Here is a 24,654-nt window from a genome sequence, read left to right as displayed (position 1 = left end):
GGCGTCAATGCCCCGTAGTATGCGGTAGCCGGCTGTGCGGCACAAAAAAGAAACGGCACCTTGCGGCGCCGTTCCCAAATTCAGTGATGTTGACCTGCTTAGAGGCCGAGATTCGCGAAACGCTTGTTGAACTTCGCCACCTGACCGGTTTCGAGCACGCGCTGTACGCCACCCGTCCAGGCCGGATGCGACTTGGGATCGATGTCGAGCGTCAGCGTGTCGCCCTCGCTACCCATTGTCGAACGGGTGTTGAAGGTGGTGCCGTCGGTCATCACGATCTTGATCGTGTGGTAGTCCGGGTGAATGCCGGTTTTCATGGTCAGCTCCGGTAAAAGTCGAGGGCGCTATATAGACGAGCCAATCTGGCTCCGCAACCCCGATGTGCAGCGCCGCAAGGGTCTGCCGCATTGGTGTTTCACCTACACTACTGATATAGGGAGGCACGGCAACGGAAAGTGAGCGCGTGACCGAGAAAGACCCGCAGCCTGCCGAGGCGATGAGCCCCGTATTTGCTCGCGCTGGCAAGCGCAAGCTGGGACACCTGCGGTTCCTGCTCCAGTTCCTGCGACCCTACCGCACCATGATCGTCTTCGCCGCCATCGCGCTGGCGACCGGCGTCGGGGCGGTGCTGGCATTCGGTCCGGCGTTGCGGCGGGTGGTCGACATGGGCTTCAACGCCGAACATGCGGGCCATGTGAACTATTATTTCCTGGCGGTGTTCGGGGTCGTCGTCATCCTGGCGGCAGCCACCGCCGCGCGATTCGCCCTGGTTTCCTGGCTGGGTGAGCGGGTCGTGGCGGACATCCGCGCGGCGGTTTACAGCCACGTGATCTCGCTGAGTCCGTCATTCTTCGAAGAAAACCGCTCGGGCGAGATCGCCTCGCGCCTGACCGCCGATACCACGCTGATCCAGTCGGTGGTGGGTTCCAGTTTCTCGGTGGCGATTCGCTCGGCCCTGACCGTGATCGGCGGCCTGATCGCGCTCGGCCTCACCAATTTCAAGCTGACCCTGCTGGTGCTGCTGGCCGTGCCGCTGGTGCTGGCGCCGATCCTGCTGATCGGCCGCTCGGTCCGCAACCTGTCGCGCGCCAGCCAGGATCGCATCGCCGATATCGGCGCCACGGTCACCGAGAGCTTCGGCGCCACACAGACCATCCAGGCATTCACCCATGAGGAGGCGGACCGGACTGTGTTCCACCGCATCGGCGAAAGCGCCTTCACCACGGCGGTGCGGCGCATCCGCTCGCGGGCGCTGCTGACCTTCCTGGTGATCCTGCTGGCGATCGGCGCCATCGACGTGGTGCTGTGGATCGGTGCCCAGGACGTCATCTCCGGGCGCATGACCAGCGGCGCGCTGGCCCAGTTCGTGTTCTTTGCCATCATGGTCGCCGGCTCGGTGGTCGGGGTGAGCGAAAGCTATGGCGAGATCCTGCGCGCCACCGGCGCCGCGGGTCGCATGATGGAACTGCTGCAGATCGAGCCGGAAATCCGTACGCCAGCCAGCCCCATGGCGCTTCCCGAGCCGCCCCGCGGCGAGGTGGCGTTCGAGGGCGTCACCTTTCACTATCCGTCGCGCCCCGAAACGGCTGCGCTCAACGACTTGTCGTTCAGCGTGCGCGCGGGGGAAACCGTTGCACTGGTCGGCCCGTCGGGGGCCGGCAAGTCGACCGTCTTCCAGTTACTGCTGCGGTTCTACGATCCGGCGCAGGGAACGATCCGCATCGACGGCGTCCCCGTCGCCCGCGCCGATCCGCGCCATGTGCGCCGCCGGCTTGGCATCGTGCCGCAGGACACCATGATCTTCGCCGCCTCGGCGCTCGAGAACATCCGCTATGGCCGGCCCGGTGCGACCGACGACGAAGTGGGCGCCGCCGTCAGGGCCGCCCATGCCGACGAGTTCCTGGAAAGCCTGCCGCAGGGCCTCGACACCCAGCTGGGCGAGCGCGGCGTGAAGCTCTCCGGCGGCCAGCGCCAGCGCATCGCCATCGCCCGCGCCATCCTGCGCGATCCGCCGATCCTGCTGCTCGACGAGGCGACCAGCGCCCTCGATGCGCGCAGTGAACAGGTGGTGCAGGCGGCGCTCGACGTGCTGATGAAGGACCGGACAACGCTGGTCATTGCCCATCGGCTGGCCACCGTCCTGAAGGCCGACCGCATCCTGGTCATCGACGGCGGCGAGCTGGTGGCCGAAGGCACGCATCAGGAGCTGCTGGCGAAAGGCGGGCTTTATGCGCGGCTCGCCGAATTGCAGTTCGGTTCGGAACCCGGCCGCAAGCTCAGCGTGATTTCAGGGTAGAGGGGCCTGATCCCGGCGTTTCCGGCACGGTGAACCGCGCCTGCGCCGTTCCGGGTTATTCCTGCAGGAACCTGACGTCGACCCGCTCGGGCGCCTGGCCGTCATGGGCCGGGCCTTGCGGCCGTACGGCGATGCGGGTGCCGTCCATGCCCTTGCCCATCAGGTAGCCGCGCACGGCGATGGCGCGCTGCAGCGCCAGGCGGCGGGTATCGCTGGCCGACTGCTTTTCCGTGCCGGCATAGGCCTTCAGCTCCAGCCGCTGGCTGCCGGATTGGGCGGCGATCTCGTCGAGTCTCCTGGTGGCGCCTGCCTCGAGCGCCGCGCTGCCGGGCTCGAACAGCACCATCACCGACCGGCCGGTGAATGTCTTCACCTTGGCCGGCTTGGTGGATTCCGGCGCTGCGGTCGCCGGCGCGGCTTGCGGCGGCGGCGTATCGGTGGGGCGATTCTTCAGCGCATCCATGTTGATGTCGATGCCATCGCCTTCCTGCGCCGCGGCGCAAGCGAGCGGCGCGGCGGCGAGAGCGAGGGCCAGCAGTCCCGAACGGAAAACATGATGTGTCATGTCTCGGGACATAGGGTGCGAAACCGGCTAATTCGAGGCCGTCTTTGCGGTGCGTGCCGCAACGTCGCGCCGCGCGTCCGAGATCAGCTTGACCAGCGCGGGGTGAAGATGGTCGTTGGCCGCCAGAACCTCACCGCTCTGCACTGCGCGGTCGCGGCCGGCATAGTCGGTAATGAAGCCGCCTGCTTCCCTCACGATGATCGCGCCCGCCGCCACGTCCCACGGCTTCAGATCCAGTTCCCAGTAGCCCTCGTAGCGCCCGGCGGCCACATAGGCCAGGTCGAGCGCCGCCGCGCCGAAGCGCCGGATACCGGCGGTGCGCGCCATGAAGATCTCGGACATGGCAAGGAACTCCCGGGTGTTGCCGCGTCCATGATGAGGGATGCCGGTCGCCAGCACCGCCTCCGACAGGTCGGACCGGCTGGAGACGCGCAGGCGCTTGTCGTTCATCCACGCGCCGCGGCCGCGTTCGGCCCAGAACATCTCGTTCTTGATCGGGTCATAGATCACCCCGGCCAGAATCTCGCCGTTGCTCTCGTAGCCGATGGAGATGGCGAAATGCGGGATGCCGTGCAGGAAATTGGTGGTGCCGTCGAGCGGATCGATGATCCAGCGCTGGGTGCTGTCGGCGCCTTCGCGCACGCCCTGTTCTTCCATCAGGAAGCCGAAGTCGGGCCGCGCCTTGCTCAGTTCGCGGTGCAGGGTCTTCTCGGCCTTCAGGTCGGCCATGGACACGAAGTCCGATGGGCCTTTCTTGGATACCTGAAGCTGCTCGACCTCGCCGAAGTCGCGGGCGAGTTGCGGGCCGGCCTTCAGGGCGGCGCCGACCATGACGTTGATGATGGCGGATTTGACGGCCATTCTTTTGCTTATGCTCTTTCGCTGTAGGAAAAGGTTTCGGTGTTGACGATGACCCGGTCGCCGATGCCGATGAACGGCGGCACGGAGACGCGCACGCCATTCTCCAGGATCGCCGGCTTGTTGGAATTGGCGGCGGTCTGGCCGCGGACTACCGGCTCGGTCTGAGCCACTTCCAGCGTCACCTTGTCAGGCATGCGCAAGGAGAGCGGCTCGTCTTCGTAGAACTCGATCTCGACGGACATGCCGTCCTGCAGGAACACGACCTGTTCGCCGGCCAGTTCGCGGGCGACGGTGACCTGCTCGTAGTTCTCGGTGTTCATGAAGGTCAGGTTGTCGTCATCGCCGAACAGATACTGGAACGGCCGCAGCTCAAGCTGAACCCGGTCGACGGACTCGGCGGCGCGGAAACGCTCGTTCAGCTTCGATCCGTCGCGGATGTTCTTCAGTTCCACCTGCAGATAGGCGCCGCCCTTGCCGGGCTGGGTGTGCTCGGTCTTCACCGCCCGCCACAGCCCGCCATTGTGCTCGATGATGTAGCCGGGCTTGATCGCGTTGCCGTTGACTTTCATGACCTGAAGCGTTCCTCGCACGGGTTCCCGGAGCGGCGCGGACTATAGGAGCATGGGTAGGGGGAGGCAATGCCGGGATTCCGGTTGCTGCCATGGCCAGACGGGCGGCGTCGGTTCAGCCGGTGATCTCGTCGAAAATCGCGTTGAAGCGCTTCACGGCGTCCGCCGGACCCGCTTCGTCACCCCAGACGCCGGCCGCGACGGCGATGAAGTCGGCGCCGGCCTCGACGAGCGGGCGGCAGTTCTCCGCCGTGATGCCGCCGATGGCGACGCAGGGGATCTCCATCAGTTCCTGCCACCAGGTCAGCAGATCGAGCCCGGCGGTGGATTTGGGCGTCTTGGTGGCGGTCGGAAAGAACGCGCCGAACGCCACGTAGTCCGCGCCTTGCTCGCCCGCTTCCATGGCCAGATGCCGGCTGTCGTGGCAGGTGACGCCGATGATGGCATCCGGCCCCAGCAGCTTGCGCGCGTCCCTGTAGGACATGTCTTCCTGGCCGACATGACAGCCATCCGCCCCCACCGCAGCGGCCATCCTCGGGTCGTCGTTGATCAGCAGCGCCACGTCATAGGCCTGGCAGACCGGCAGCAGGATATCCGCCGCCCGGCGCACCTCGTCTTCGGGCACTTCCTTAAGGCGAAGCTGGAGGCAGGCGGCGTCGCCGGCATCCAGCGCCTTCGCCAGGGTTTCGGAAAACGGGACGGGGTCGATCCGCGGCGGCGTGATCAGATACAGCCGCGTACGCTCTCGTCCCGCGGCGCTCATTCCTTGCCCTGATAGATGCGGATGATGGTGCTCAGCATGGCGATGGCTTCGTCGCGCGGCCGCTGGAACGTGTTGCGGCCGATGATCGAGCCGTTGCCGCCGCCGTCGCGGATGGCGCGGGCGTCGTCAAAGACCGAATCCGCACCCTTGGCTGCGCCGCCCGAGAACACCACGATGCGGCGGCCGTTGAACGACGACTGCATGACGTGCTTCACGCGCGCCGCCATGCTCGACAGGTCGATCTTCTGCTTTTCGTAGACCGCGCGGGCTTCCTTCTGCTCCAGATGGTCGCTGGGCAGCTTCACCTTGATGATGTGGGCGCCCAGAAGCGCGGCCATGTGCGCCGCATAGGCGCAGATGTCCATGGCGGTTTCGCCTTCCTTGGAGATGTCGCCGCCGCGCGGATAGGACCAGATCACCACGGCGAGGCCGACCGACTTGGCCTCGTCGGCCATCTCGCGAATCTCTTCCATCATCTCGAAGCAATATTCCGAGCCGGGATAGATGGTGAAGCCGATGGCCGAACAGCCCAGCCGCAGCGCGTCGTTGACGCTGCCGGTGATGGCCTGGTCCTTGGCGTCGGCCAGCGAGTTGGACGAATTGACCTTCAGGATGGTCGGGATCTGGCCGGCGAAGGTGTCGGCGCCCGCTTCCATCATGCCCAGCGGCGTGGCGAAGGCGTTGAGGCCTGCATCGATGGCAAGCTGGAAATGGTAGTGTGGGTCATAGGCGGGCGGATTCGGCGCGAAGCTACGCGCGGGACCGTGCTCGAAGCCCTGGTCGACCGGCAGGATCACCAGCTTGCCGGTGCCGCCCAGCTTGCCGGTCATCAGGATACGGTTGAGATTGGCCTTGGTGCCCGGATTATCGGACTCGTAGTGGCCCAGGATCTGCTTGACGATACGGGTGCTTTTCATCGGTGTCTTCCCTGACCCAATTGTACTCGGAATTTCAAACCTGCAGCGCCTTCACGCCAGGCAGCTCCTTGCCCTCTACCCATTCGAGGAAGGCGCCGCCCGCGGTGGAGATATAGCTGAAATCATGCGACACGCCGGCATTGTTCAGTGCCGAAACCGTATCGCCGCCGCCCGCGACAGACAACAGGTTGCCTTCGCGGGTAAGCCGGGCCGCTTCGCGCGCCAGCGCCACCGTGCCCACATCGAAACCGCGGACCTCGAACGCGCCCAGCGGCCCGTTCCACAGCAATGTCTTGCAGCGGCGCAGCACGTGCTTCAGTTCCTCGATGGTGTCGGAGCCGACATCGAGGATCATATCGTCGCTTTCGACCTCGCGCACGGGCACTTCGCGCACCGGCACATTGGCCGCCAGCTCCTGCGCGACCACGGCGTCGATGGGCAGCAAAATCTTGCAGGCCGTGGTCCGGGCACGGGCCAGGATTTCCAGCGCCCGTTCCTTGAGATCCTTTTCGCAGAGCGAGGCGCCTACGTCGACGCCCTTGGCGTAGAGGAACGTGTTGGCCATGCCGCCGCCGATGATCAGATAGTCCATCGTGTTCACCAGCGCGCCCAGCACTTCCAGCTTGCTCGAGACTTTCGAGCCGCCGACGATGGCCGCAACCGGCCTGTCGGGGTTGTGCAGCGCCTTCTCCAGCGCCTCCAGCTCGGCCTGCATGGACAGGCCGGCGGCCGACGGCAGCAGCCTTGTGATCGCATCGACGCTGGCATGGGCGCGGTGCGAAACCGAGAAGCCGTCATTGACGTAGGCGTCGCCCAGTTCGGCCAGCTTGGACGCGAACGCCTCGCCGTTGGCTTCCTCGCCGGCGTGGTAGCGCAGGTTCTCCAGCAGCACCACATCGTGACCCTTCACGACCTTTTTGGCCTCGGGACCGATGCAGTCCTCGGCGAACGCCACCGGCCGGCCGAGGGCCCGCGACAGCGGCTCGGCCACCGGACGCAACGAGGCTTCCGGCAACCGCTTGCCCTTGGGCCGGCCGAAATGGGACAGCACCACGACCTTGCCTCCCCTGGCAAGGATCGCCTTCAGGGTCGGCACCACCGAACGGATGCGGGTGTCGTCGCCGACCTCACCGTCCCGCATGGGGACGTTGAGGTCGGCGCGGACCAGTACCGTCTTGCCGGCGACGTCGAGGTCGTCGAGGGTCTTGAAGCGCTTCAGACCGCTATCGGCCATCTGATCAGCCCAGGCTGGCCATGATGCGGGCGGTATCCGACATACGGTTGGAGAAGCCCCATTCGTTGTCGTACCAGCTCAGCACCCGCACCAGCTTGCCCGAGACCACCTGGGTCTGGGTCAGGTCGAAGCTGGAGCTGGCGGGGTTGTGGTTGAAGTCGATGGAGACGCAGGGCTCGTCGACCGCGTTCAGCACCTGGCCCAGCGGGTCGTTGCCGCCGGCAGCCCGCTTGATCGCCTCGTTGATCTCCTCGGCGCTGGTCTCGCGCTTGGCGATGAACTTCAGATCGATCATGGAGACATTGGGCGTCGGCACGCGGATCGAGGTGCCATCCAGCTTGCCGGCCAGCTCCGGCAGCACCAGGCCGACGGCCTTGGCCGCGCCGGTGGTCGACGGGATCATCGACATGGCGGCGGCACGGGCGCGGCGCGGGTCCTTGTGCAGGGTGTCGACGAGGCTCTGGTCGCCCGTATAGGCGTGCACCGTGGTCATGAAGCCGGCCTCGATGCCGATCGCCTCATGCAGCACCTTGGCGACCGGCGCCAGGCAGTTGGTGGTGCACGACGCGTTGGAGATGATGCGGTGCCCGGCCTGGATCTTGTCGTGGTTCACGCCAAAAACCGTGGTCAGGTCGATGTCGGTGCCGGGCGCCGAGATCAGCACCTTACTGGCGCCGGCCGCGAGATGGGCGCCGGCCTTGTCGCCGGTGGTGAAGATGCCGGTGCACTCGAACGCGATATCGACGTTCAGTTCCTTCCACGGCAGCTTGGAGGGGTCGCGCTCGGAGGTGATGCGGATCGGGCCCTGGCCCACGTCCATGGTGTTGCCATCGACATTGATCGGCGCCGGGAACGGGCCGTGGACGCTGTCATATTTCAGCAGGAACGCATTGTCCTGGACCGAGCCAAGGTCGTTGATGCCGACGACCTGGATATCGCTCTTGCTGTTCTCGATGATCGCCCGCAGCACGAGGCGGCCGATGCGGCCGAAACCATTGATGGCAACCCGAACCGTCATATTACTTCTCTCCGCTCTTGATATGCTTGTTACAGACGCGCCTTGGCCTCGGCGGCGACCTTGTCGGCGGTGATGCCGAAATGCTCGTACAGTGCCTTGATCGGCGCCGATGCGCCGAAGCTGCTCATGCCAACGAAGCCGCCGCCGTCGCCGATGAACCGCTCCCAGCCCTGGCGCACGCCCGCCTCGACAGCGACGCGGGCAGTCCCTTCGCCCAGCACCTGCTTGCGGTAGACATCCGATTGCCTCTCAAATAGCTCGAAAGACGGCACGGACACCACGCGGGTGGGAATGCCCTCGGCCTGCAATTTGGTCCGGGCTTCGGTGGCGATGGCCACTTCCGAACCGCTGGCGAACAGGGTGACTTTCGCCGCACCGTCGGCCGGCAGCAATTCGTAGGCGCCGTGGGCGCACAAATTTTCGCTTTCGACAGTCAGGCGCTGCTGCGGCAGATTCTGGCGGCTCAGCGCCAGAATCGACGGCGTGTGCGAGGATTTCAGGGCAATCTGCCAGCATTCGGCGGTTTCCACCGCGTCCGCCGGGCGCATCACGTTCAGGTTCGGCATGGCGCGCAGGCTGGCCAGATGCTCGACGGGCTGATGGGTCGGGCCGTCCTCGCCTAGGCCGATGGAATCATGGGTCATGACATAGATGACCCGCAGCGACATCAGCGCCGACAGGCGGATTGCCGGCCGGCAATAATCGGTGAACACCATGAAGGTGCCGCTGTAGGGGATCAGTCCACCGTGCAGCGCGATCCCGTTCATGGCCGCGGCCATGCCGTGTTCGCGGATGCCGTAATGGATGAACGAGCCGGTGAAGTCGCCCGGCTTGACCACGCCCTGGGCCTTGGTCTTGGTGTTGTTGGAGCCGGTCAGGTCGGCCGAGCCGCCGATCGTCTCGGGTACCGCGCCGTTGATGATCTCGAGCGCCATTTCCGACGACTTGCGGGTCGCCACATTGGCGGGCTTGGCGATCAGGTCGGCGATATACGACTTGATGGCGGCGTCGAAGTCCTGCGGCAACGCGCCGCGCTGGCGCCGCTCGAACTCGGCGCGCTGACCGGCCTCGATGCCATCCAGACGGCCTTGCCAGGTCTGGAACGCCGAGGCGCCGCGGGCGCCGGCGGACCGCCAGGCCGACATGATGTCGGCGGGAATCTCGAAGGGCGGCGATGCCCAGCCCATATTCTCGCGGGCGGCCGCCACTTCCTTGTCGCCAAGCGCCGCGCCGTGGGTGGCCGAGGTCCCCTGAACGTTCGGGGCGCCATAGCCGATGATGGTCCGGCAGGCGACCATGGTCGGGCGGTCCGATGCCCTGGCGGTGCGGATCGCCTCGGCGACCGCGTCCTGGTCGTGGCCGTCGACGGCCAGGGTGTTCCAGCCGGCGGCGCGGAAGCGCGCGGCCTGATCCTCGGAGCTGCTCAATTCGACGGGACCGTCGATGGTGATGCGGTTGTCATCCCACAGCACGATCAGCTTGTTCAGGTTGAGGTGACCCGCCAGCGAGATCGCTTCCTGGCTGATGCCTTCCATCAGGCAGCCATCGCCCGCGACCACATAGGTGTGGTGGTCGACGATCTGTTCGCCGAACCGGGCGGCCAGCAGCCGCTCGGCCAGCGCCATGCCGACGGCGGTGGCGATGCCCTGGCCCAGCGGACCCGTGGTGGTCTCGATGCCCGCGGCATGGCCGAATTCCGGGTGGCCGGCGCAGGGGCTGCCGAGCTGGCGGAAATTGCGGATGTCGTCCATTCCGATGCTGTCGTACCCGGTCAGGTGCAGCAGCGAGTAGAGCAGCATGGAGCCGTGGCCGGCCGACAGCACGAAGCGGTCGCGGTCGGCCCAGCCGGGATGCTGCGGGTCGTATTTCAGGAACTGGGTAAACAGTACCGTTGCGACGTCGGCCATGCCCATGGGCATGCCGGGATGTCCGGAATTGGCGGCCTGAACCGCGTCCATCGATAGGGCCCGGATGGCGTTGGCCATATCCCGGCTGGTGACCATCTGGACGGCTGTCTCGTTCATCGTGCGGTGTGTTCTCCGAGGGCGGGAATCTGCCGTTCCCGCAGGTGGCGCCACAATACTCAGGAACATCCTCAGGTCAACCGCGAAGCGGGCCGCCTGTAAGGGGCATGACAGCGGGTGTTGCTTGGGGCTATCATCTAACGCGAGAAATAGGGTATAAGCCATTGAACAACAGTAGAACAGGCAGGGCAGGCGCCATGGCGACCAACCCGGAATCGGTGGAAGCACTCACGGAAGCGACAGCGCGGCTAAAGGCGGCGCTGGACCGTTTGAATCGGGCGGTCGCCGCCCGCGGCGACGCCCCGTCCTCGGCGGATGTGGACCGGCTGCGCGGCGAATGCGATCAGCTCCGGTCGGAAAACAACGCGCTCAAGCAGCGGCTGGCGCTGGCCGAGGCCACGAACCGCTCGCTGGAAGAGCGCAACACCCAGGCAGCCGGGCGTCTCGATGACGTGATCGGCTCGCTGCGACGCGCGATCGCAGGATAGGAGTCGGCCGTGCCCCAGGTAACGCTCACCGTCAACAACGCGCCCTATCAGTTCACCTGCAACGAGGGCGAGCAGGACCGCCTGCTCGAGCTGGCGCAGATTTTCGATGCCCGGGTAACGGAACTTGCCGGCGCGCTCGGACAGGTGGGCGAGGCCAAGCTGATCCTGATGGCCGGGATCATCCTGCTCGACGAACTCAGTGAAGGCGGCGGCGCCAAGCTGTCGCGGGGCGACCTCGTGTCCCATCTGGGCGATATGGACACGCTGGCCGCGCAAATCGAGCATATTGCCGCCCGCATGGAAAGCGCCTAAGTATGAGGGGCAGTGGGTACTGCGCTTCTCGAAGACGTGCATATTCCCTGGGGCGATACCAACCTCGACGGGAGCTGTCCCTGGCGTGACCCTGGTCCTGCTATACGGCGCCCACCTGTACAAACAGGCCACAGAGGAATTTCTTGGTTCTACGATTGCGGCGGTCCCACTGCACATTTGACCGCGCACCGGTGACCATGCAGCCCAACAAACCCGAACTCCGCCGGCAAGCGGCGGCAGCCCGAGAAACCCTCGCGCGGGCCGCTGGCGACATCGGCGCCCGGCTGGTCACGTCGTTCGCATCCGCCATCCTGATCAAACCCTGCGGGACCATCGCCGGCTATCACCCGTTTCGCGACGAGGCCGATCCGTTGCCCCTGTTGCGGTTCCTGGCGGCGGCCGGCTGGGAATGTGCGCTGCCGGTGCCCGTCGACCCGCCGGATGGATTGGTTTTCCGCGCCTGGCGTCCCGGCGGGGCGCTGGTGACGGGCCGCTTCGGCATTCTGCAGCCGCCCGAAACGAACCAGGCCCTGCGGCCCGATATTGTCCTCGTCCCGCTTCTCGCCTATGACGGTGCCGGTCGGCGCCTGGGATACGGTGCCGGCTATTACGACCGGGCACTCGCCAATCTGCGGCGCGCCGGGCCCGTGCTTGCCGTCGGCATCGCCTATGCCGGCCAGCGCGTGGCCGCGGTGCCGACGCAGGCGCACGACGAACCGCTTGACATGGTGGTCACGGAAGAGGGCGCCATGGACTTCAGAAAGGCCGTTTCGTGAAGCTTGCATATTTCGGGGATATCGTCGGCCGCGCCGGACGCGATGCCCTGCTCCAGCGCCTGCCGGATATCCGTGAACGGCTCGACCTGGATTTCGTCGTGGCCAACGGCGAAAACGCCGCCGGCGGCTTCGGCATCAGCCAGGACATCGCCAACCGGCTGCTCCAGACCGGCGTCGACGTGATCACCGGCGGCAACCACAGCTGGGACCAGCGCGAGATCGTCGACATCATGGATCAGCAACCGCGCCTGCTGCGCCCGGCCAACTTCCCGGAAGGGACGCCGGGGCACGGTCATGGCATGTACATGGCGCGGGGCGGCCAGACGGTCGCCATCATCAATGTCATGGGGCGCATTTTCATGGATCCGCTCGATGACCCGTTCCGCGTGGTCGACCAGGCGCTGATGGAATACACGCTGGGCAAACGCGCGGATTTCGTGCTGATCGACATTCACGCCGAGGCAACCTCGGAAAAGATGGCCATGGGCCACTTCGCCGACGGGCGCGCCAGCCTGGTGGTGGGGTCGCACAGCCATGTGCCCACGGCCGACGCGCAGATATTGCCCGGCGGCACCGCCTATCAGACCGACGGCGGCATGTGCGGCGACTACAATTCGGTGATCGGCATGGACAAGGAAGAGCCGCTCCGGCGTTTCACCACCAAGATCGGCGGCGGCCGCTTCGTGCCGGCCAACGGCGAGGCGACGCTCTGCGGTGTCTATGTGGAAAGCAACGACACGACGGGGAAGGCGGAGCGCATCGTGCCGCTCCGGATCGGCGGGAGACTTGCCGAAAGCTGGCCCTAGAGGCTATTGCGGTCTCACAACAAGGCCACAATTCCAAGGTATCCGGGGTTTGCGTGCACGCTCAATCGAATGTGAATTAGCTGCCTGACCCCACAATATCTGGTATAAGTCAGGGCAGATCACCGCGCGGCCCGAGGGCCGTCGCAACAGGTTGAACACCAGAAAAACACGAGTCGAGCAGAGACGATGGCGGGTCATTCCAAATTCAAGAACATCATGTTCCGCAAGGGCGCCCAGGACGCCAAGCGGTCCAAGCTTTTCAGCAAGCTGGCCAAGGAAGTCACGGTGGCGGCGAAGATGGGCGGTCCTGACCCCGCGTCGAACGCCCGCCTGCGTGCGGCGATCTCCGCGGCGAAGGCCCAGAGCATGCCCAAGGACAATATCGACCGGGCCATCAAGCGCTCGACCGCGTCAGATCTGGAGACCTACGAAGAGGTACAGTACGAGGGCTTCGGCCCGGGCGGGGTCTCGGTCATTGTCGAGGCGCTGACCGACAACCGCAACCGCACCGCCTCGGAAGTCCGCACCAAGTTTTCGAAGAACGGCGGCAATCTGGGCGCGTCCGGCAGCGTCTCGCATGCGTTCGACCGGGTCGGCATGCTGAAATATCCGGTCGCGGCCGGGTCGGCCGAGACGGTGTTCGAGGCCGCGCTGGAGGCCGGCGCCGACGATTGCCAGTCCGACGAGGACGGCCATGAGATCATCTGCGCGCTGGAGGAGTTCGCTGCCGTCCGTGACGCGCTCGAGGCGGCGTTGGGCGAGGCCGAGGAGGCGCGGCTGATCTGGAAGCCGCAGACCACCATCCAGGTCGACGGCGACAACGCGGCGACATTGATGAAGATGCTGGGCGCGCTCGACGATGACGACGACGTCCAGAACGTCTATGCGAATTTCGAGATGTCCGACGAGGTGATGGAAGGGCTCAGCGCTTAGGAGAATGGCAGACAGCGTCCGGCTTATCGGGCTCGATCCCGGCCTGCGGTGCACCGGCTGGGGCGTCATTGACGCCTCCGGAAGCCGTTTGCGGCACGTGGCCAACGGCAGCGTGCGGTCGGACGACAGCGGTAGTCTGGCGCAGCGTCTCGCCGAGATTTTCGCCGGTCTGAATGCGGTTCTCGATGCCTGGCAGCCGGACCTTGCCGCTGTGGAAGAAACCTTCGTCAACAAGAATCCCGGATCGACCCTGAAGCTGGGCCAGGCGCGCGGCATCGCCATGCTGGTGCCGGCCATCCGCGGTATCCCCGTGGCTGAATATGCCACCAATCAGGTGAAGAAGTCCGTGGTCGGCGTTGGCCACGCGGCCAAGGATCAGATCCGCATGATGGTCGGCATCCTGCTGCCCGGCGTGGACCTGGCGGGGCCGGACGCCGCAGACGCGCTCGCCGTTGCCATCTGCCACGCGCATCTGGTGCGCAGCGGCGCCAATATCGAATCGCGGGTGTCTTCGTCTTTCGGTGGAGGCGTGCGGCCATGATCGCGCGGCTCAGGGGCACGGTCGATGAAATCGGCGAGGATTGGGCGATTATCGACGTCGGGGGCGTGGGTTACTTCGTGTTTTGTCCCGGGAAAACCCTGCAAGGCCTGCCAAAAACTGGAGAATCTGTCGTTCTGCATATTGAGACCCACGTACGCGAAGACCACATCCACCTCTACGGTTTTCTGACAGGTGGCGAAAAAGAGTGGTTTGGGCGGCTGCAGAGTGTCCAGGGTGTGGGCGCCAGGGTTGCGCTGGCGATCCTGTCCATCCTCTCGCCGGGCGAGATCGCACAGGCGATCGCCGGGCAGGACAAGACCATGATCGGCCGCGCCTCGGGCGTGGGGCCCAAGCTTGCCACCCGCATCGTGATCGAGCTGAAGGACAAGGTGCCGGCCTTCGAAGGCTTCGACGCCTCGTCGGTCGCGGCCGGCGGCACGCCCGGTGGCAGCCCGGCGGCGGATGCGGTCTCGGCACTGGTCAATCTCGGCTACCGGCAGGCCGACGCCATGGGCGCGGTGGCGCGGGTCAACCGGGCGCAGGGCGGTGCGGCGTCGCTGGACGTTCTGATCCGCGGCGGGCTGAAGGAACTGGCTGGATGAGCACATCCGCCGGAGACGACCGCATGGTCGGCGCCGTGAAGCGCGACGAGGACGCCTACGAAGCGAGCCTGCGTCCCGGGCGCTTCGCCGAGTTCATCGGCCAGCGCCAGGCGATCGACAACCTCACGGTGTTCATCCAGGCTGCGCGCAGCCGGGGCGAGGCGCTCGACCATGTGCTGCTGGCCGGCCCGCCCGGCCTTGGCAAGACCACCTTGGCGCAGATCGTCGCCCGCGAGATGGGCGTCAATTTTCGCGCCACCTCGGGGCCGGTGATCGCCCGGGCGGGCGAACTGGCCGCCCTGCTGACCAACCTCCAGGAAAACGACCTGCTGTTCATCGACGAGATTCACCGGCTCGCGCCCGCCGTCGAGGAAATCCTGTATCCGGCCATGGAGGACTTCCAACTCGATCTGATCATCGGCGAAGGGCCGGCGGCGCGTTCGGTGCGGATCGACCTGCCGCGCTTCACGCTGGTCGGCGCCACCACCCGTTCGGGCCTGCTGACCACGCCGCTGCGCGACCGCTTCGGTATCCCGGTCCGGCTGGAATTCTACGGCGTGGATGACCTGTGCTCCATCGTCGAACGGGGCGCCCGGGTGATGGACTTTGGCCTGAGCCGCGATGGGGCCATCGAGATCGCCCGCCGCTCGCGCGGCACCCCGCGTGTCGCCGGCCGCCTGCTGCGCCGGGTGCGCGACTTTTCCGAGGTCGCCGGCCACGGCATGGTCGACGCCGCCATGGCCGACATGGCGCTGACCCGCCTGGAGGTGGATGGCCGCGGCCTCGACGCCATGGACCGGCGCTACCTGCGCTGCATCGGCGTCGACTTCGGCGGTGGGCCGGTCGGCATCGAAACCATCGCCGCCTCGCTGTCCGAACCGCGCGACGCCATTGAGGACATAATCGAGCCCTATCTTCTGCAGCAGGCGTTCATCCAGCGGACACCGCGAGGGCGTATTCTGACCCCGGCTGCCTACAAGCATCTGGGCCTTGCCGCGCCTGCCGCCTTGCCCGCGGCGCAAATGAGCCTTCCCACGGGGGAAGAGGATGTCTGACTGGATGTCCGGCACGGTCAGCGAGGGTATGCACCGTTTTCCGGTGCGCGTGTATTTTGAGGACACGGACACGGCACAGATGGTCTATCACGCCAATTATCTGCGCTATATGGAACGTGCGCGCACCGAATTGCTGCGGCTCGTGGGTGTCAGCCAGTACGTCGCCATGCGGGGCGACGTCGGCAGCGTCCTGGGCTTCGCGGTCAAGAACTGCCACGTCGAGTTTCGCGCGCCTGCGCGGCTCGACGACCTGCTCCAGGTCCGCACCGTGAACAATGGCGTCGGCGCGGCGTATATCGACTTCGGCCAGGACATCTGGCGCAACGACACTCCCATCGCCGAGGCGCGGATTCGCGTCGTCTGCCTGGACGGCAAGGGCAAGCCGCGCCGTCAGCCGACCGATCTCATTGCCCGGCTCAAGACCATGCTTCCACCACGCGACACCGCAAAGGCCTGACCAATGGAACCAGAAATTACGCAAGCGGCTTTGGAAGGCACGGCGCCCGCGCACGACCTTTCGATCATCGGGCTGATCCTGCATGCCGACATCATCGTCCAGGCGGTGCTGTTGCTGCTGCTGCTCGCCTCGCTGTGGTCGTGGGCGATCATCTTCGACAAGATCGGGCGTTACAGGAAGGTCAGCGCCGAGGCCGACACCTTCGAGGACGAATTCTGGTCCGGCCGGTCGCTCGAGGAATTGTACGACCGGCTGCAGGGCCGGGCGAGCCATCCCATGGCGCTGCTGTTCCAGGTCGCCATGCGCGAATGGCAGCGGTCGATCGGCAAGTCCAATGTGGCGACCTCGGGCGCCCGTTTGCAGGAACGCATCGCCCAGGTCATGCGCCTGACGCTGAACCGCGAGGTCGAACGTCTGGAGCGCTATCTGGGCTTCCTCGCCACGGTCGGCTCGACCGCGCCTTTCGTCGGCCTGTTCGGCACGGTCTGGGGCATCATGAACAGCTTCCAGGCCATCGGCGCCTCGGCCGACACCAGCCTGGCCGTCGTCGCCCCCGGCATCGCCGAGGCGTTGTTCGCCACGGCCGTGGGCCTGGTCGCGGCGATTCCCGCGGTGATCGCCTACAACAAGTTCGCCGCCGACATGGATCGCTTCGCCAACCGGCTCGAAGGCTTCGTGGATGAATTCAACACGATCCTGTCGCGCCAGATCGACGAAGGGCAGGGCTGATGGGCGCCGACCTCAGAAAACGGGGTGGCGGGCGCAAGGGCAAGTACGCGCCCATGTCGCAGATCAATGTGACGCCGTTCGTCGACGTCATGCTGGTGCTGCTGATCATCTTCATGGTGACCGCGCCGCTGCTGTCGACCGGGGTCAAGGTGGACCTGCCGCAGACCAGCGCCAAACCGCTTTCCGCCGAGGACAAGCCGTTGTCGGTGTCGCTTCGCGGCGACGGCAGGGTGTTCCTGCAGGATACCGAGGTGCAGGTGGAAACCCTGGTCGAACGGCTGCGCGCCATCGGCGACGTCAGCAAGGAAACCCGCATCTTCGTGCGCGCCGACGAGAACCTGTCCTACGGCAAGGTGATGGGCGTGATGGGCATGATCAACGGTGCGGGATTCAACAAGGTGGCGCTCGTCACCCAGCCGACGAAGGGCGGCAAGGGCAAGTAGAGACGTGCGCAAGCCCCTCATTTTTTCAGGCCTGTTCCATGTGCTGATCCTCGCCATGGCGTTGGTCAGCTGGAACTGGTTCGGCGAGCCGGAGATCATCGACGACAACGTTCCCGTCGTCATGGTTCCGCCCGAGGCGTTGATCACGCCCGATGCGATCCCGACTCCGACGCCAAAGGACGAGCCGAAGCCGCAAAAGCCGGACGAGAAACCGCCCGCCGAAAAGGCGCCCGAACCCGAACCGGATCAGGCGTCGCCGACGCCGCCGCGCGTCGACGAGGCGGCTGAAACGCCGCCGCCCGAGCCCGCGCCCACGCCCGAGCCGACGCCAGAGCCGCCCAAGCCGGACCGGGTCACCAAGGACCTGCCCAACGTGACGCCGCGCGACAAGCCGAAGCCGCCGAAGAAATTCGACATGGCGGCCATCGAGAAGCTGCTGCTCGACAAGCGCGACACCACGACGCCGCAGACCAAGGACAACAAGCCGAAGAAGCCGACCGACCCGGATCCGTCACAGGCCAAGGATCCCAGCCGGAACCCGATGGAACAGGCGCGGGCCACCGCGAACATCCAGTCGGCCATCGCATCGCAGATCGCGCGCTGCTGGGCCGCGCCCGTCGGTGCGACCGGCGCTGAAACTTTGGTTGTCAGAATTCGTATCTATCTTCGAAGGGACGGGTCGCTCGCGAATGACCCCGTCATCGTCGACAGAGGGCGGATGATGTCTGACAATCTCTACAAGGTGGCTGCCGAGGCTGCGAAGCGCGCCGTCCAGCGTTGCGCGCCGCTCAAGCTGCCGGCGGATTATTACGATATCTGGCGGGACGTGATCCTGAATTTCGATCCCAAGATGCTCTGAGGAGGAACCGGCCCATGAACGCACTCTTAGCCTGGCGCAGGACGCTGTCCACCGGCCTGCTTGCCGCCCTGATGATCGCGGCCGGGATCGCCACGGCGCCCGGGGACGCCCGCGCCCAGCTTATGGTCGACATCACCAATCCGACCATGGAGCCGATTCCGGTCGCCATTCCGGTGTTCTCGGCGCAGAGCCAGGTGCCGTCGCGGCTGCCCGAAATGACCAAGCTGGGTGACGACATGGCTGGCGTGATCGCCGCCGATCTCGAGCGCTCGGGCCTGTTCCGGCCGCTGTCGAAAGCGGCTTACATCGAGCAGGGACTGGTGCCCGAGCGGCGGCCGCGCTTCCCCGACTGGAAGGCGATCGGCGCCCAGGGCCTTGTCGTCGGCAGCGTCAACTTCCTGGCCGATGGCCGGGTCGAGGTCGTGTTCCGGCTGTGGGACGTCTACGGCCAGCAGCAGTTGACCGGGGTGAAATACCAGACCACCCCCGACAACTGGCGGCAGATATCGCACCGCGTCGCCGACGCCATCTACCAGCGGCTGACCGGCGAGGAAGGCTATTTCGACACCCGCATCGTCTATGTGGCGGAATCCGGCTCGGCGACGGCCCGCGTCAAGCGGCTGGCCATCATGGACCAGGACGGCGCCAACAATTCCTACCTGACCAAGGGCGACTTCCTGGCGCTGACGCCGCGCTTCTCGCCCAGCAGCCAGGAGATCACCTACCTGTCCTATTTCAACAACAAGCCGCGCGTCTACATGTACAATCTGGAGACCGGCAGGCAGGAATTGCTGGGCGACTTCGACGGTATGACGTTTGCGCCGCGCTTCTCGCCCGACGGCAACCAGGTGGTGATGAGCCTGGCCAAGAACGGCAACACCGACATCTACGTCATGGATCTGCGCACCCGGAAAATGCGGCGGCTCACCGACGCGCCGGACATCGACACGTCCCCCAGCTTCTCGCCCGACGGCCAGTTCATCACCTTCGAATCCGATCGCGGCGGCGGGCAGCAGATCTATGTCATGCGAGCCGACGGTTCGGGCGTGAAGCGAATCAGCTTCGGCAAGGGCCGTTACAAGACACCGGTCTGGTCGCCGCGCGGCGATCTGATCGCCTTCACCTTCACCTCGGGCGGCAAATTCAAGATCGGCGTCATGCGGCCCGACGGCTCCGGCGAACGGATGCTGACGGAAAGTTTCCTTGACGAGGGGCCCACCTGGGCGCCCAACGGCAGGGTGATCATGTTCTTCCGCGGATATCCGTCGCGCAGCGGGCAGGCCGGCAAGGCCGAGCTCCGCTCAATCGATCTCACCGGCCGGAATGAACGCAAGGTTCCGACCGCAGGAGATGCATCGGATCCCGCATGGTCTCCCTTGCTGAAGTGATGGGGAAAGATTACAATGACGTCACCGAAGAACTCGGTATCGGGGGGCGCGCACGATCGAGTACGCGTCTGGATTCGTGCGTTGCAAGCCTATACGTTATCAACCATAGCCTCGCTTAAGAAGGAAACGCCACCAATGTTCTCCCACGCGCTGAGAATGAAGTTTATCGTTCTGGCCGCTGCTTCAACCCTCGCCCTCGTCGGCTGTTCCGACAAGGACGAGAAGGCTCCAATCGCCACCGCCCCGAGCGGCCCTTCGGGCACCGCCGCCCCCAGTCGACCCGTGAGCGATGGCATTCTGCCTGGCTCGCAGGAAGAGCTCGAACGCGACGCCGGCAGCCGTATCTACTTCGGTTACGACGAGTACAATCTCGATGATCGCGCCCAGGCCACCCTGTCCAAGCAGGCCCAGTGGCTGAAGCGCTATCCGAACAAGTCGTTCACCATCGAGGGTCACGCCGACGAGCGCGGCACCCGCGAGTACAACCTGGCTCTCGGCGCCCGCCGTGCCGAAGCTGCCAAGCGCTACATGGTCGGCCTGGGTATTGAGGAAGGCCGTCTGAATACCATTTCCTATGGTAAGGAGCGCCCGGAAGTTGCCGGTTCCAACGAGTCCGCCTGGGCTCAGAACCGCCGCGACGTCTCGGTCGTTCAGTAAGCGTCCCATTGTGACGTGCGCCGCGCGAAAGCGCGGCGCATCACATGCAGTACAGAAAGTTGAAGCGTGCGCTGGCAGTCTCTCGGCATCGTCTCTCTATTCGCGCTTCTTGGTACCTCCACCATTGCCGTTGCTCAGCCGCAGCTCGATACCTATCGTGCCCAGAATGAAGTGCGCCTGACGCGGATCGAAAACGATATCCGCAGGCTCACGGGCGGCAACGAAGAAGCCATGTACCGGCTGACCCAGCTGAACCAGCAGCTCGAGAAGCAGCTGGAAGACATGCAGTTTCGCATCGATACCCTCGAGAAGCAGCTGGCCGCGGTCCGCAGCGGTCAGGCCCAATCGGGCCAGGCCCAGGATGGCGAAAGCCAGGACGCTCAGGGTTTCGGCGCGCCCGGCGCCATGATGCCGCCGGACGGTACGGCCGATGACGGCATGGACTATGGTCAGGGGATGGCCGGCGACGCGCCGACCGGCATGCAGGATGACGGTTCTGGCCCAGGCGGCCGGGTGCCTGACACCCTTGGCGGCCAGCTCGACTCGCCCGGCGGCACCCCGCCGCCGCCGAAAGGCACGCCCGAGGAAACGCCTGAGCGGTATCTGGAGGGCGATGGCCCCGACGCCCAGTTCAACTATGCGTTCTCGCTGCTTCGCCGGGATGATTTCCAGGGCGCCGAGGAAGCCTTCCGGGCGTTCCTGGCGCTCAATCCCGATCATCGCGCCGCGCCGAATGCCAAGTACTGGCTGGGCAAGACCTATTACGCCACGCGCAATTATGCCGAGGCGGCGCGGGTGCTGCTGGACGGCTTCAAGCAGTTCGCCGACAGCGACAAGGGGCCGGACATGATGCTCACCCTGGGCCTCAGCCTCCGGGAGCTTGGCCAGAAGGACCAGGCATGCGCCACCTTCGACGAACTCAGCCGCCGCTATCCCAAGGCGACGCCGTCGATCCGGCAAAAGACCGAAGCGGCGCAGCAAGCCACCGGCTGCAACTGACAGCCATGACATGGTGACCGGCGCACAGCATCACGCCGCTCCCCTTTCCCGGCAGGAATTCGATTCGCTGATGCGGGCATTGCCCCGCACGGACAGCGCCTCTCATGTCGCGGTCGCGGTGTCCGGCGGCCCCGACAGCATGGCGCTTGCCCTGCTTGCCCAGGCCTGGGCGGCGGCTCGCGGCATCACTCTTACGGCGCTGACCGTCGACCATGGTCTCAGGCCCGAATCGGCCGCCGAAGCGGTTGCTGTCGGCGGCTGGATGGCGGCGCGGGGCATTTCCCATCATATCCTGGCATGGGGCTCCAGGCCGCACGGCAATGTGCAGGCCGAAGCCCGCCGCGCCCGGTATGGCCTGCTTGAAAACTGGTGCGCCGCGCGGCAGGTGCCGGCGCTCCTTCTGGCCCATCATCTCGAGGACCAGGCCGAGACCGTGCTGCTGCGGCTGGGCAGGGGCAGCGGCGTCTATGGTCTCGCAGGCATGGCCGCCGAGGCCGCGCCGGTCTGGCCGGGCGCGCCCGCCCGCATCCGTCCGCTGCTTGAAGTGCCCAAGGCGCGGCTTGTCGCCACGCTGCGTGCGGCGGGACAGGATTGGATCGAGGATCCGAGCAACCGCGACCCGGCCTATGCCCGTGTCCGCGCCCGGTCGGTCTGGCCGGTGCTGGCGCCGCTTGGCATCACGCCCGACCGGCTGGCCCGCACCGCCCGCCAGATGGCCCGCGCCCGCGCGGCCCTGGATGCCGAGGCTCATGCGCTGATCGCCGGCGCCGGCACATTCGGCGTGGGCGGCTGGTACAGCCTTCGCCCCGCGGCTCTCGTGGCGGCCCACGAGGAAGTGGGTCTGCGCGCGCTGGCGCTGGTGCTGATGGCCGTGGGCGGCAGCGGCTATCCACCCCGGCTCGATCGTCTCGAGCGGCTTTGGGCGCGGCTGCGCGCCGGCGGGCACGAGGCCATGACGCTGGCGGGATGCCGGATCATTCCGGCAGCGGACACGCTGCTGCTGGTGCGCGAGACGCGCGGCGTCGAGGGGCCGCTGGCTCTTGGCGGCGCGCCGCAGATCTGGGACGGACGGTTTATTGCCGTGGGCCGCGGCGTCACCCTGGACCGGCTGCGCCCCGGCGGCATGGCGGCGCTGCGCGCGGCGGTGCCCGAATCGGTCCTGAAGCGCGTGCCGGCTGCCGCGCGCCCGGCGCTCCCCGCTGTCTACGACCAGGCCGGACTGGTTGCCGTGCCGGCCTTCGGTTTCCACCGGCAGGGTTCCGGGACGCCTGCGGCGACGATCGATTTCCTGCCCCGCCACCACCTGCCTGCGGCCGCATTCGCGCGCTGACCTATTGCGTGTTCATGGTGCTTGTCTGCCCGGGCAAACATCCTATCTTTGACGGACGGCCCGGCAGGCGGGCACGCGATGTCGAAACCGGGAAAACCGTTGAACAATCTTGGACGCAATCTCTTCATCTGGGCGCTCGTGGCGTTAATCGTCATCGTGCTGTTCAGCCAGTTCCAGCACTCGGGCACCAATGCGCCGACCGACAAGGTGGGATTTTCCCAGTTCCTGGATAACGTCAACGCCGGCAACGTCGAGACCGTGACCATTCGCGGCGACGAGATCGTCGGCCAGTACCGCGATGGCAAGGCGAAGTTCACCACCCAGTACCAGGAAGGCGCCTATCCCGATCTGGTCAAGACGCTGCGCGAGAAGCAGGTCGACATGCGCTTCGAGCAGCCCGAAACCAGCAATTTCTGGGCGATCCTGATCAATGTCGGCCCCATGCTGCTGCTGGTCGCCGTCTGGATCTTCATCATGCGGCAGATGCAGGCGGGCTCGGGCCGGGCCATGGGCTTCGGCAAGTCCAAGGCCAAGCTGCTCAACGAGCGCACCGACCGGGTGACGTTCGATGATGTGGCCGGCGTGGAAGAGGCCAAGGAAGAGGTGCAGGAGATCGTCGAATTCCTGCGCGACCCGCAGAAATTCCAGCGTCTCGGCGGCAAGATTCCGCGCGGCGCACTGCTCGTTGGTCCGCCCGGCACCGGCAAGACCTTGCTCGCCCGCGCCATTGCCGGCGAGGCGAACGTGCCGTTCTTCTCCATCTCCGGCTCCGACTTCGTCGAGATGTTCGTGGGTGTCGGCGCCAGCCGCGTCCGCGACATGTTCGAGCAGGCCAAGAAGAACGCGCCCTGCATCGTCTTCATCGACGAGATCGACGCCGTGGGCCGCCATCGCGGCGCCGGCCTTGGCGGCGGCAACGACGAGCGTGAGCAGACCCTCAACCAGCTGCTGGTCGAGATGGACGGCTTCGAGGAAAACGAGGGCGTCATCATCATCGCCGCCACCAACCGTCCCGACGTGCTGGACCCGGCGCTGCTGCGCCCGGGCCGCTTCGACCGCCAGGTGGTGGTGCCGAACCCCGACGTGCTGGGCCGCGAGCGCATCCTGAAGGTGCATATGCGCCGGGTGCCGCTGGCGCCGGACGTGGAAGCCAAGGTGATTGCCCGTGGCACCCCCGGATTCTCGGGCGCCGATCTGGCCAATCTTGTGAACGAGGCGGCGCTGCTTGCCGCGCGCAAGAACAAGAAGGTCGTGTCCATGGCCGAGTTCGAGGACGCCAAGGACAAGGTCATGATGGGGCCTGAGCGCCGCTCCATGGTGATGGACGAGGATGAAAAGCGCCTGACCGCCTATCACGAGGCCGGCCACGCTCTCGTCGGCCTGAAGGTGTCGGACACCGACCCGATCCACAAGGCGACCATCATCCCGCGCGGCCGTGCCTTGGGCATGGTCATGTACCTGCCCGAAAAGGACAAGCTGTCGCAGACCCGCGAGCAGATGCATTCGCGTCTCGCCGTGATGATGGGCGGCCGCATCGCCGAGGAATTGATCTTCGGCTATGACAAGGTCACATCGGGCGCGTCGTCGGACATTTCGGGCGCTACGCGCCTGGCAAAGGCCATGGTCACCCGCTGGGGCATGAGCGACAAGCTCGGCCCGCTGTCCTATGGCGACAACGAGGAAGAGGTTTTCCTGGGCCATTCCGTTACGCGGACCCAGAACATGTCCGAGGAGACCTCGCGTTTGGTCGACGGGGAAGTGCGCAAGTTCGTCGAGGATGCCTACGCCCACGCGCGCCAGATTCTCACCGATCACAATGACGACCTGCACCGCATCGCCCAGGCATTGCTCGAATACGAGACCCTGACCGGCGAGGAAATCCGCGCCCTGCTGCGCGGCGAGCCGATCGACCGGCCCGAGGACACGCCGGAGACGTCGCCGCCGCCCAGCAAGCCGCGCACCGTTCCCAGTGCTGGCCGCACCCCACGACCCGGCGCGGCGCCGGAGCCTCAGCCGGGCACTTGAAAACGCC

27 protein-coding genes are annotated in these 24,654 nt (G+C 66.0%); 18 read left to right on the top strand and 9 right to left on the bottom strand.

Going from position 1 to position 24,654, the window contains the following annotated elements; translation table 11 throughout:
• Positions 1 to 98: 98 nt before the first annotated feature.
• Complete coding sequence (rpmE, locus tag WJU21_RS06980; RefSeq protein WP_346322683.1) at positions 99 to 317, bottom strand: 50S ribosomal protein L31; 219 nt, start codon at positions 315 to 317, stop codon at positions 99 to 101.
• Between the two features lie 146 nt (positions 318 to 463).
• Here rpmE and WJU21_RS06975 point away from each other — a divergent pair, with 146 nt between their 5' ends.
• A complete protein-coding gene (locus WJU21_RS06975) occupies positions 464 to 2,296 on the top strand; it encodes an ABC transporter transmembrane domain-containing protein (RefSeq protein WP_346322682.1) in 1,833 nt (610 codons plus the stop codon).
• 55 nt (positions 2,297 to 2,351) lie between these two features.
• Here the strand turns inward: WJU21_RS06975 and WJU21_RS06970 are convergent, their stop codons facing one another.
• The 8 genes from WJU21_RS06970 to tkt all read right to left on the bottom strand — a co-directional run bounded on the left by WJU21_RS06970 (position 2,352) and on the right by tkt (position 10,226).
• On the bottom strand, positions 2,352 to 2,861 hold the full coding sequence (locus tag WJU21_RS06970; protein WP_346322681.1) for an OmpA family protein: 510 nt from the start codon (positions 2,859 to 2,861) through the stop codon (positions 2,352 to 2,354).
• A 27-nt stretch (positions 2,862 to 2,888) separates the two neighbouring features.
• Entirely contained in the window at positions 2,889 to 3,722 is an 834-nt protein-coding gene (locus WJU21_RS06965; RefSeq protein WP_346322680.1) for an inositol monophosphatase family protein, read from the bottom strand.
• 8 nt (positions 3,723 to 3,730) lie between these two features.
• A complete protein-coding gene (gene efp, locus WJU21_RS06960; protein WP_346322679.1) occupies positions 3,731 to 4,291 on the bottom strand; it encodes an elongation factor P in 561 nt (186 codons plus the stop codon).
• Between the two features lie 115 nt (positions 4,292 to 4,406).
• The gene (gene thiE, locus WJU21_RS06955; protein WP_346322678.1) at positions 4,407 to 5,054 is read right to left on the bottom strand and encodes a thiamine phosphate synthase; all 648 of its coding nucleotides are present in this window, start codon (positions 5,052 to 5,054) and stop codon (positions 4,407 to 4,409) included.
• Positions 5,051 to 5,971, bottom strand: a complete 921-nt coding sequence (locus WJU21_RS06950) for a class I fructose-bisphosphate aldolase (RefSeq protein ID WP_346322677.1) — start codon at positions 5,969 to 5,971, stop codon at positions 5,051 to 5,053. Before WJU21_RS06950 ends, thiE begins: the two co-directional genes overlap by 4 nt.
• Positions 5,972 to 6,005: 34 nt before the next feature.
• The gene (locus WJU21_RS06945; protein WP_346322676.1) at positions 6,006 to 7,205 is read right to left on the bottom strand and encodes a phosphoglycerate kinase; all 1,200 of its coding nucleotides are present in this window, start codon (positions 7,203 to 7,205) and stop codon (positions 6,006 to 6,008) included.
• 4 nt (positions 7,206 to 7,209) lie between these two features.
• Complete coding sequence (gap, locus tag WJU21_RS06940) at positions 7,210 to 8,223, bottom strand: type I glyceraldehyde-3-phosphate dehydrogenase (RefSeq protein ID WP_346322675.1); 1,014 nt, start codon at positions 8,221 to 8,223, stop codon at positions 7,210 to 7,212.
• A 29-nt stretch (positions 8,224 to 8,252) separates the two neighbouring features.
• The gene (gene tkt / locus WJU21_RS06935) at positions 8,253 to 10,226 is read right to left on the bottom strand and encodes a transketolase (RefSeq protein ID WP_346323475.1); all 1,974 of its coding nucleotides are present in this window, start codon (positions 10,224 to 10,226) and stop codon (positions 8,253 to 8,255) included.
• 218 nt (positions 10,227 to 10,444) lie between these two features.
• On the opposite strand from tkt, the gene WJU21_RS06930 reads away from it, so the two are divergent.
• The 17 genes from WJU21_RS06930 (at position 10,445) to ftsH (ending at position 24,647) form a co-directional block, all read left to right on the top strand.
• A complete protein-coding gene (locus WJU21_RS06930) occupies positions 10,445 to 10,735 on the top strand; it encodes a DUF4164 family protein (protein WP_346322674.1) in 291 nt (96 codons plus the stop codon).
• Positions 10,736 to 10,744: 9 nt separating this feature from the next.
• Positions 10,745 to 11,047: a cell division protein ZapA gene (locus WJU21_RS06925; RefSeq protein ID WP_346322673.1), complete on the top strand. Its 303-nt coding sequence runs from the start codon at positions 10,745 to 10,747 to the stop codon at positions 11,045 to 11,047.
• A gap of 197 nt (positions 11,048 to 11,244) precedes the next feature.
• A complete protein-coding gene (locus tag WJU21_RS06920; RefSeq protein WP_346322672.1) occupies positions 11,245 to 11,823 on the top strand; it encodes a 5-formyltetrahydrofolate cyclo-ligase in 579 nt (192 codons plus the stop codon).
• Positions 11,820 to 12,629, top strand: coding sequence for a TIGR00282 family metallophosphoesterase (locus WJU21_RS06915; RefSeq protein ID WP_346322671.1), 810 nt, complete (start codon positions 11,820 to 11,822; stop codon positions 12,627 to 12,629). The genes WJU21_RS06920 and WJU21_RS06915 overlap by 4 nt, the downstream gene beginning before the upstream one ends.
• A 186-nt stretch (positions 12,630 to 12,815) precedes the next feature.
• Complete coding sequence (locus WJU21_RS06910; protein WP_346322670.1) at positions 12,816 to 13,562, top strand: YebC/PmpR family DNA-binding transcriptional regulator; 747 nt, start codon at positions 12,816 to 12,818, stop codon at positions 13,560 to 13,562.
• A gap of 4 nt (positions 13,563 to 13,566) precedes the next feature.
• A complete protein-coding gene (gene ruvC / locus WJU21_RS06905; protein ID WP_346322669.1) occupies positions 13,567 to 14,103 on the top strand; it encodes a crossover junction endodeoxyribonuclease RuvC in 537 nt (178 codons plus the stop codon).
• Positions 14,100 to 14,705 carry a Holliday junction branch migration protein RuvA gene (gene ruvA / locus WJU21_RS06900; protein ID WP_346322668.1) on the top strand — a complete coding sequence of 202 codons (606 nt, stop codon included), beginning with the start codon at positions 14,100 to 14,102 and terminating at the stop codon, positions 14,703 to 14,705. Before ruvC ends, ruvA begins: the two co-directional genes overlap by 4 nt.
• On the top strand, positions 14,702 to 15,760 hold the full coding sequence (gene ruvB / locus WJU21_RS06895) for a Holliday junction branch migration DNA helicase RuvB (RefSeq protein ID WP_346322667.1): 1,059 nt from the start codon (positions 14,702 to 14,704) through the stop codon (positions 15,758 to 15,760). Before ruvA ends, ruvB begins: the two co-directional genes overlap by 4 nt.
• A complete protein-coding gene (locus WJU21_RS06890) occupies positions 15,753 to 16,217 on the top strand; it encodes a YbgC/FadM family acyl-CoA thioesterase (RefSeq protein WP_346322666.1) in 465 nt (154 codons plus the stop codon). Before ruvB ends, WJU21_RS06890 begins: the two co-directional genes overlap by 8 nt.
• Positions 16,218 to 16,220: 3 nt before the next feature.
• On the top strand, positions 16,221 to 16,946 hold the full coding sequence (gene tolQ, locus WJU21_RS06885; RefSeq protein ID WP_346322665.1) for a protein TolQ: 726 nt from the start codon (positions 16,221 to 16,223) through the stop codon (positions 16,944 to 16,946).
• Positions 16,946 to 17,389 carry a protein TolR gene (tolR, locus tag WJU21_RS06880; protein WP_346322664.1) on the top strand — a complete coding sequence of 148 codons (444 nt, stop codon included), beginning with the start codon at positions 16,946 to 16,948 and terminating at the stop codon, positions 17,387 to 17,389. The genes tolQ and tolR overlap by 1 nt, the downstream gene beginning before the upstream one ends.
• A gap of 4 nt (positions 17,390 to 17,393) precedes the next feature.
• Positions 17,394 to 18,248, top strand: coding sequence for a cell envelope integrity protein TolA (locus WJU21_RS06875; RefSeq protein ID WP_346322663.1), 855 nt, complete (start codon positions 17,394 to 17,396; stop codon positions 18,246 to 18,248).
• A gap of 14 nt (positions 18,249 to 18,262) precedes the next feature.
• Positions 18,263 to 19,636 (top strand): Tol-Pal system beta propeller repeat protein TolB, encoded by a 1,374-nt coding sequence (gene tolB / locus WJU21_RS06870; protein ID WP_346322662.1) that lies wholly within the window; start codon positions 18,263 to 18,265, stop codon positions 19,634 to 19,636.
• Positions 19,637 to 19,651: 15 nt separating this feature from the next.
• Complete coding sequence (gene pal / locus WJU21_RS06865) at positions 19,652 to 20,293, top strand: peptidoglycan-associated lipoprotein Pal (protein WP_346322661.1); 642 nt, start codon at positions 19,652 to 19,654, stop codon at positions 20,291 to 20,293.
• 66 nt (positions 20,294 to 20,359) lie between these two features.
• Positions 20,360 to 21,292, top strand: coding sequence for a tol-pal system protein YbgF (gene ybgF / locus WJU21_RS06860; RefSeq protein ID WP_346322660.1), 933 nt, complete (start codon positions 20,360 to 20,362; stop codon positions 21,290 to 21,292).
• Positions 21,293 to 21,302: 10 nt separating this feature from the next.
• Entirely contained in the window at positions 21,303 to 22,622 is a 1,320-nt protein-coding gene (gene tilS / locus WJU21_RS06855; RefSeq protein ID WP_346322659.1) for a tRNA lysidine(34) synthetase TilS, read from the top strand.
• A 99-nt stretch (positions 22,623 to 22,721) separates the two neighbouring features.
• Positions 22,722 to 24,647 carry an ATP-dependent zinc metalloprotease FtsH gene (gene ftsH / locus WJU21_RS06850; RefSeq protein WP_346322658.1) on the top strand — a complete coding sequence of 642 codons (1,926 nt, stop codon included), beginning with the start codon at positions 22,722 to 22,724 and terminating at the stop codon, positions 24,645 to 24,647.
• Positions 24,648 to 24,654 lie beyond the last annotated feature (7 nt).

Origin of the sequence: Emcibacter sp. SYSU 3D8 (assembly GCF_039655875.1) — a bacterium.
Lineage (GTDB): Bacteria > Pseudomonadota > Alphaproteobacteria > SMXS01 > SMXS01 > RI-34.
Note: the sequence above shows the minus strand (reverse complement) of the source record. Positions and strands in the feature narration are given on the sequence as shown.

What these genes read in the sequence shown, in the direction of transcription:
- rpmE (WP_346322683.1), bottom strand. Translation starts at nt 317, where the DNA reads ATGAAAACCGGCATTCACCCGGACTACCACACGATCAAGATCGTGATG.
- WJU21_RS06970 (WP_346322681.1), bottom strand. Translation starts at nt 2,861, where the DNA reads ATGACACATCATGTTTTCCGTTCGGGACTGCTGGCCCTCGCTCTCGCC.
- WJU21_RS06965 (WP_346322680.1), bottom strand. Translation starts at nt 3,722, where the DNA reads ATGGCCGTCAAATCCGCCATCATCAACGTCATGGTCGGCGCCGCCCTG.
- efp (WP_346322679.1), bottom strand. Translation starts at nt 4,291, where the DNA reads ATGAAAGTCAACGGCAACGCGATCAAGCCCGGCTACATCATCGAGCAC.
- thiE (WP_346322678.1), bottom strand. Translation starts at nt 5,054, where the DNA reads ATGAGCGCCGCGGGACGAGAGCGTACGCGGCTGTATCTGATCACGCCG.
- WJU21_RS06950 (WP_346322677.1), bottom strand. Translation starts at nt 5,971, where the DNA reads ATGAAAAGCACCCGTATCGTCAAGCAGATCCTGGGCCACTACGAGTCC.
- WJU21_RS06945 (WP_346322676.1), bottom strand. Translation starts at nt 7,205, where the DNA reads ATGGCCGATAGCGGTCTGAAGCGCTTCAAGACCCTCGACGACCTCGAC.
- gap (WP_346322675.1), bottom strand. Translation starts at nt 8,223, where the DNA reads ATGACGGTTCGGGTTGCCATCAATGGTTTCGGCCGCATCGGCCGCCTC.
- tkt (WP_346323475.1), bottom strand. Translation starts at nt 10,226, where the DNA reads ATGGTCACCAGCCGGGATATGGCCAACGCCATCCGGGCCCTATCGATG.
- WJU21_RS06930 (WP_346322674.1), top strand. Translation starts at nt 10,445, where the DNA reads ATGGCGACCAACCCGGAATCGGTGGAAGCACTCACGGAAGCGACAGCG.
- WJU21_RS06920 (WP_346322672.1), top strand. Translation starts at nt 11,245, where the DNA reads ATGCAGCCCAACAAACCCGAACTCCGCCGGCAAGCGGCGGCAGCCCGA.
- WJU21_RS06910 (WP_346322670.1), top strand. Translation starts at nt 12,816, where the DNA reads ATGGCGGGTCATTCCAAATTCAAGAACATCATGTTCCGCAAGGGCGCC.
- ruvC (WP_346322669.1), top strand. Translation starts at nt 13,567, where the DNA reads ATGGCAGACAGCGTCCGGCTTATCGGGCTCGATCCCGGCCTGCGGTGC.
- ruvA (WP_346322668.1), top strand. Translation starts at nt 14,100, where the DNA reads ATGATCGCGCGGCTCAGGGGCACGGTCGATGAAATCGGCGAGGATTGG.
- ruvB (WP_346322667.1), top strand. Translation starts at nt 14,702, where the DNA reads ATGAGCACATCCGCCGGAGACGACCGCATGGTCGGCGCCGTGAAGCGC.
- WJU21_RS06890 (WP_346322666.1), top strand. Translation starts at nt 15,753, where the DNA reads ATGTCTGACTGGATGTCCGGCACGGTCAGCGAGGGTATGCACCGTTTT.
- tolQ (WP_346322665.1), top strand. Translation starts at nt 16,221, where the DNA reads ATGGAACCAGAAATTACGCAAGCGGCTTTGGAAGGCACGGCGCCCGCG.
- tolR (WP_346322664.1), top strand. Translation starts at nt 16,946, where the DNA reads ATGGGCGCCGACCTCAGAAAACGGGGTGGCGGGCGCAAGGGCAAGTAC.
- tolB (WP_346322662.1), top strand. Translation starts at nt 18,263, where the DNA reads ATGAACGCACTCTTAGCCTGGCGCAGGACGCTGTCCACCGGCCTGCTT.
- pal (WP_346322661.1), top strand. Translation starts at nt 19,652, where the DNA reads ATGACGTCACCGAAGAACTCGGTATCGGGGGGCGCGCACGATCGAGTA.
- tilS (WP_346322659.1), top strand. Translation starts at nt 21,303, where the DNA reads ATGGTGACCGGCGCACAGCATCACGCCGCTCCCCTTTCCCGGCAGGAA.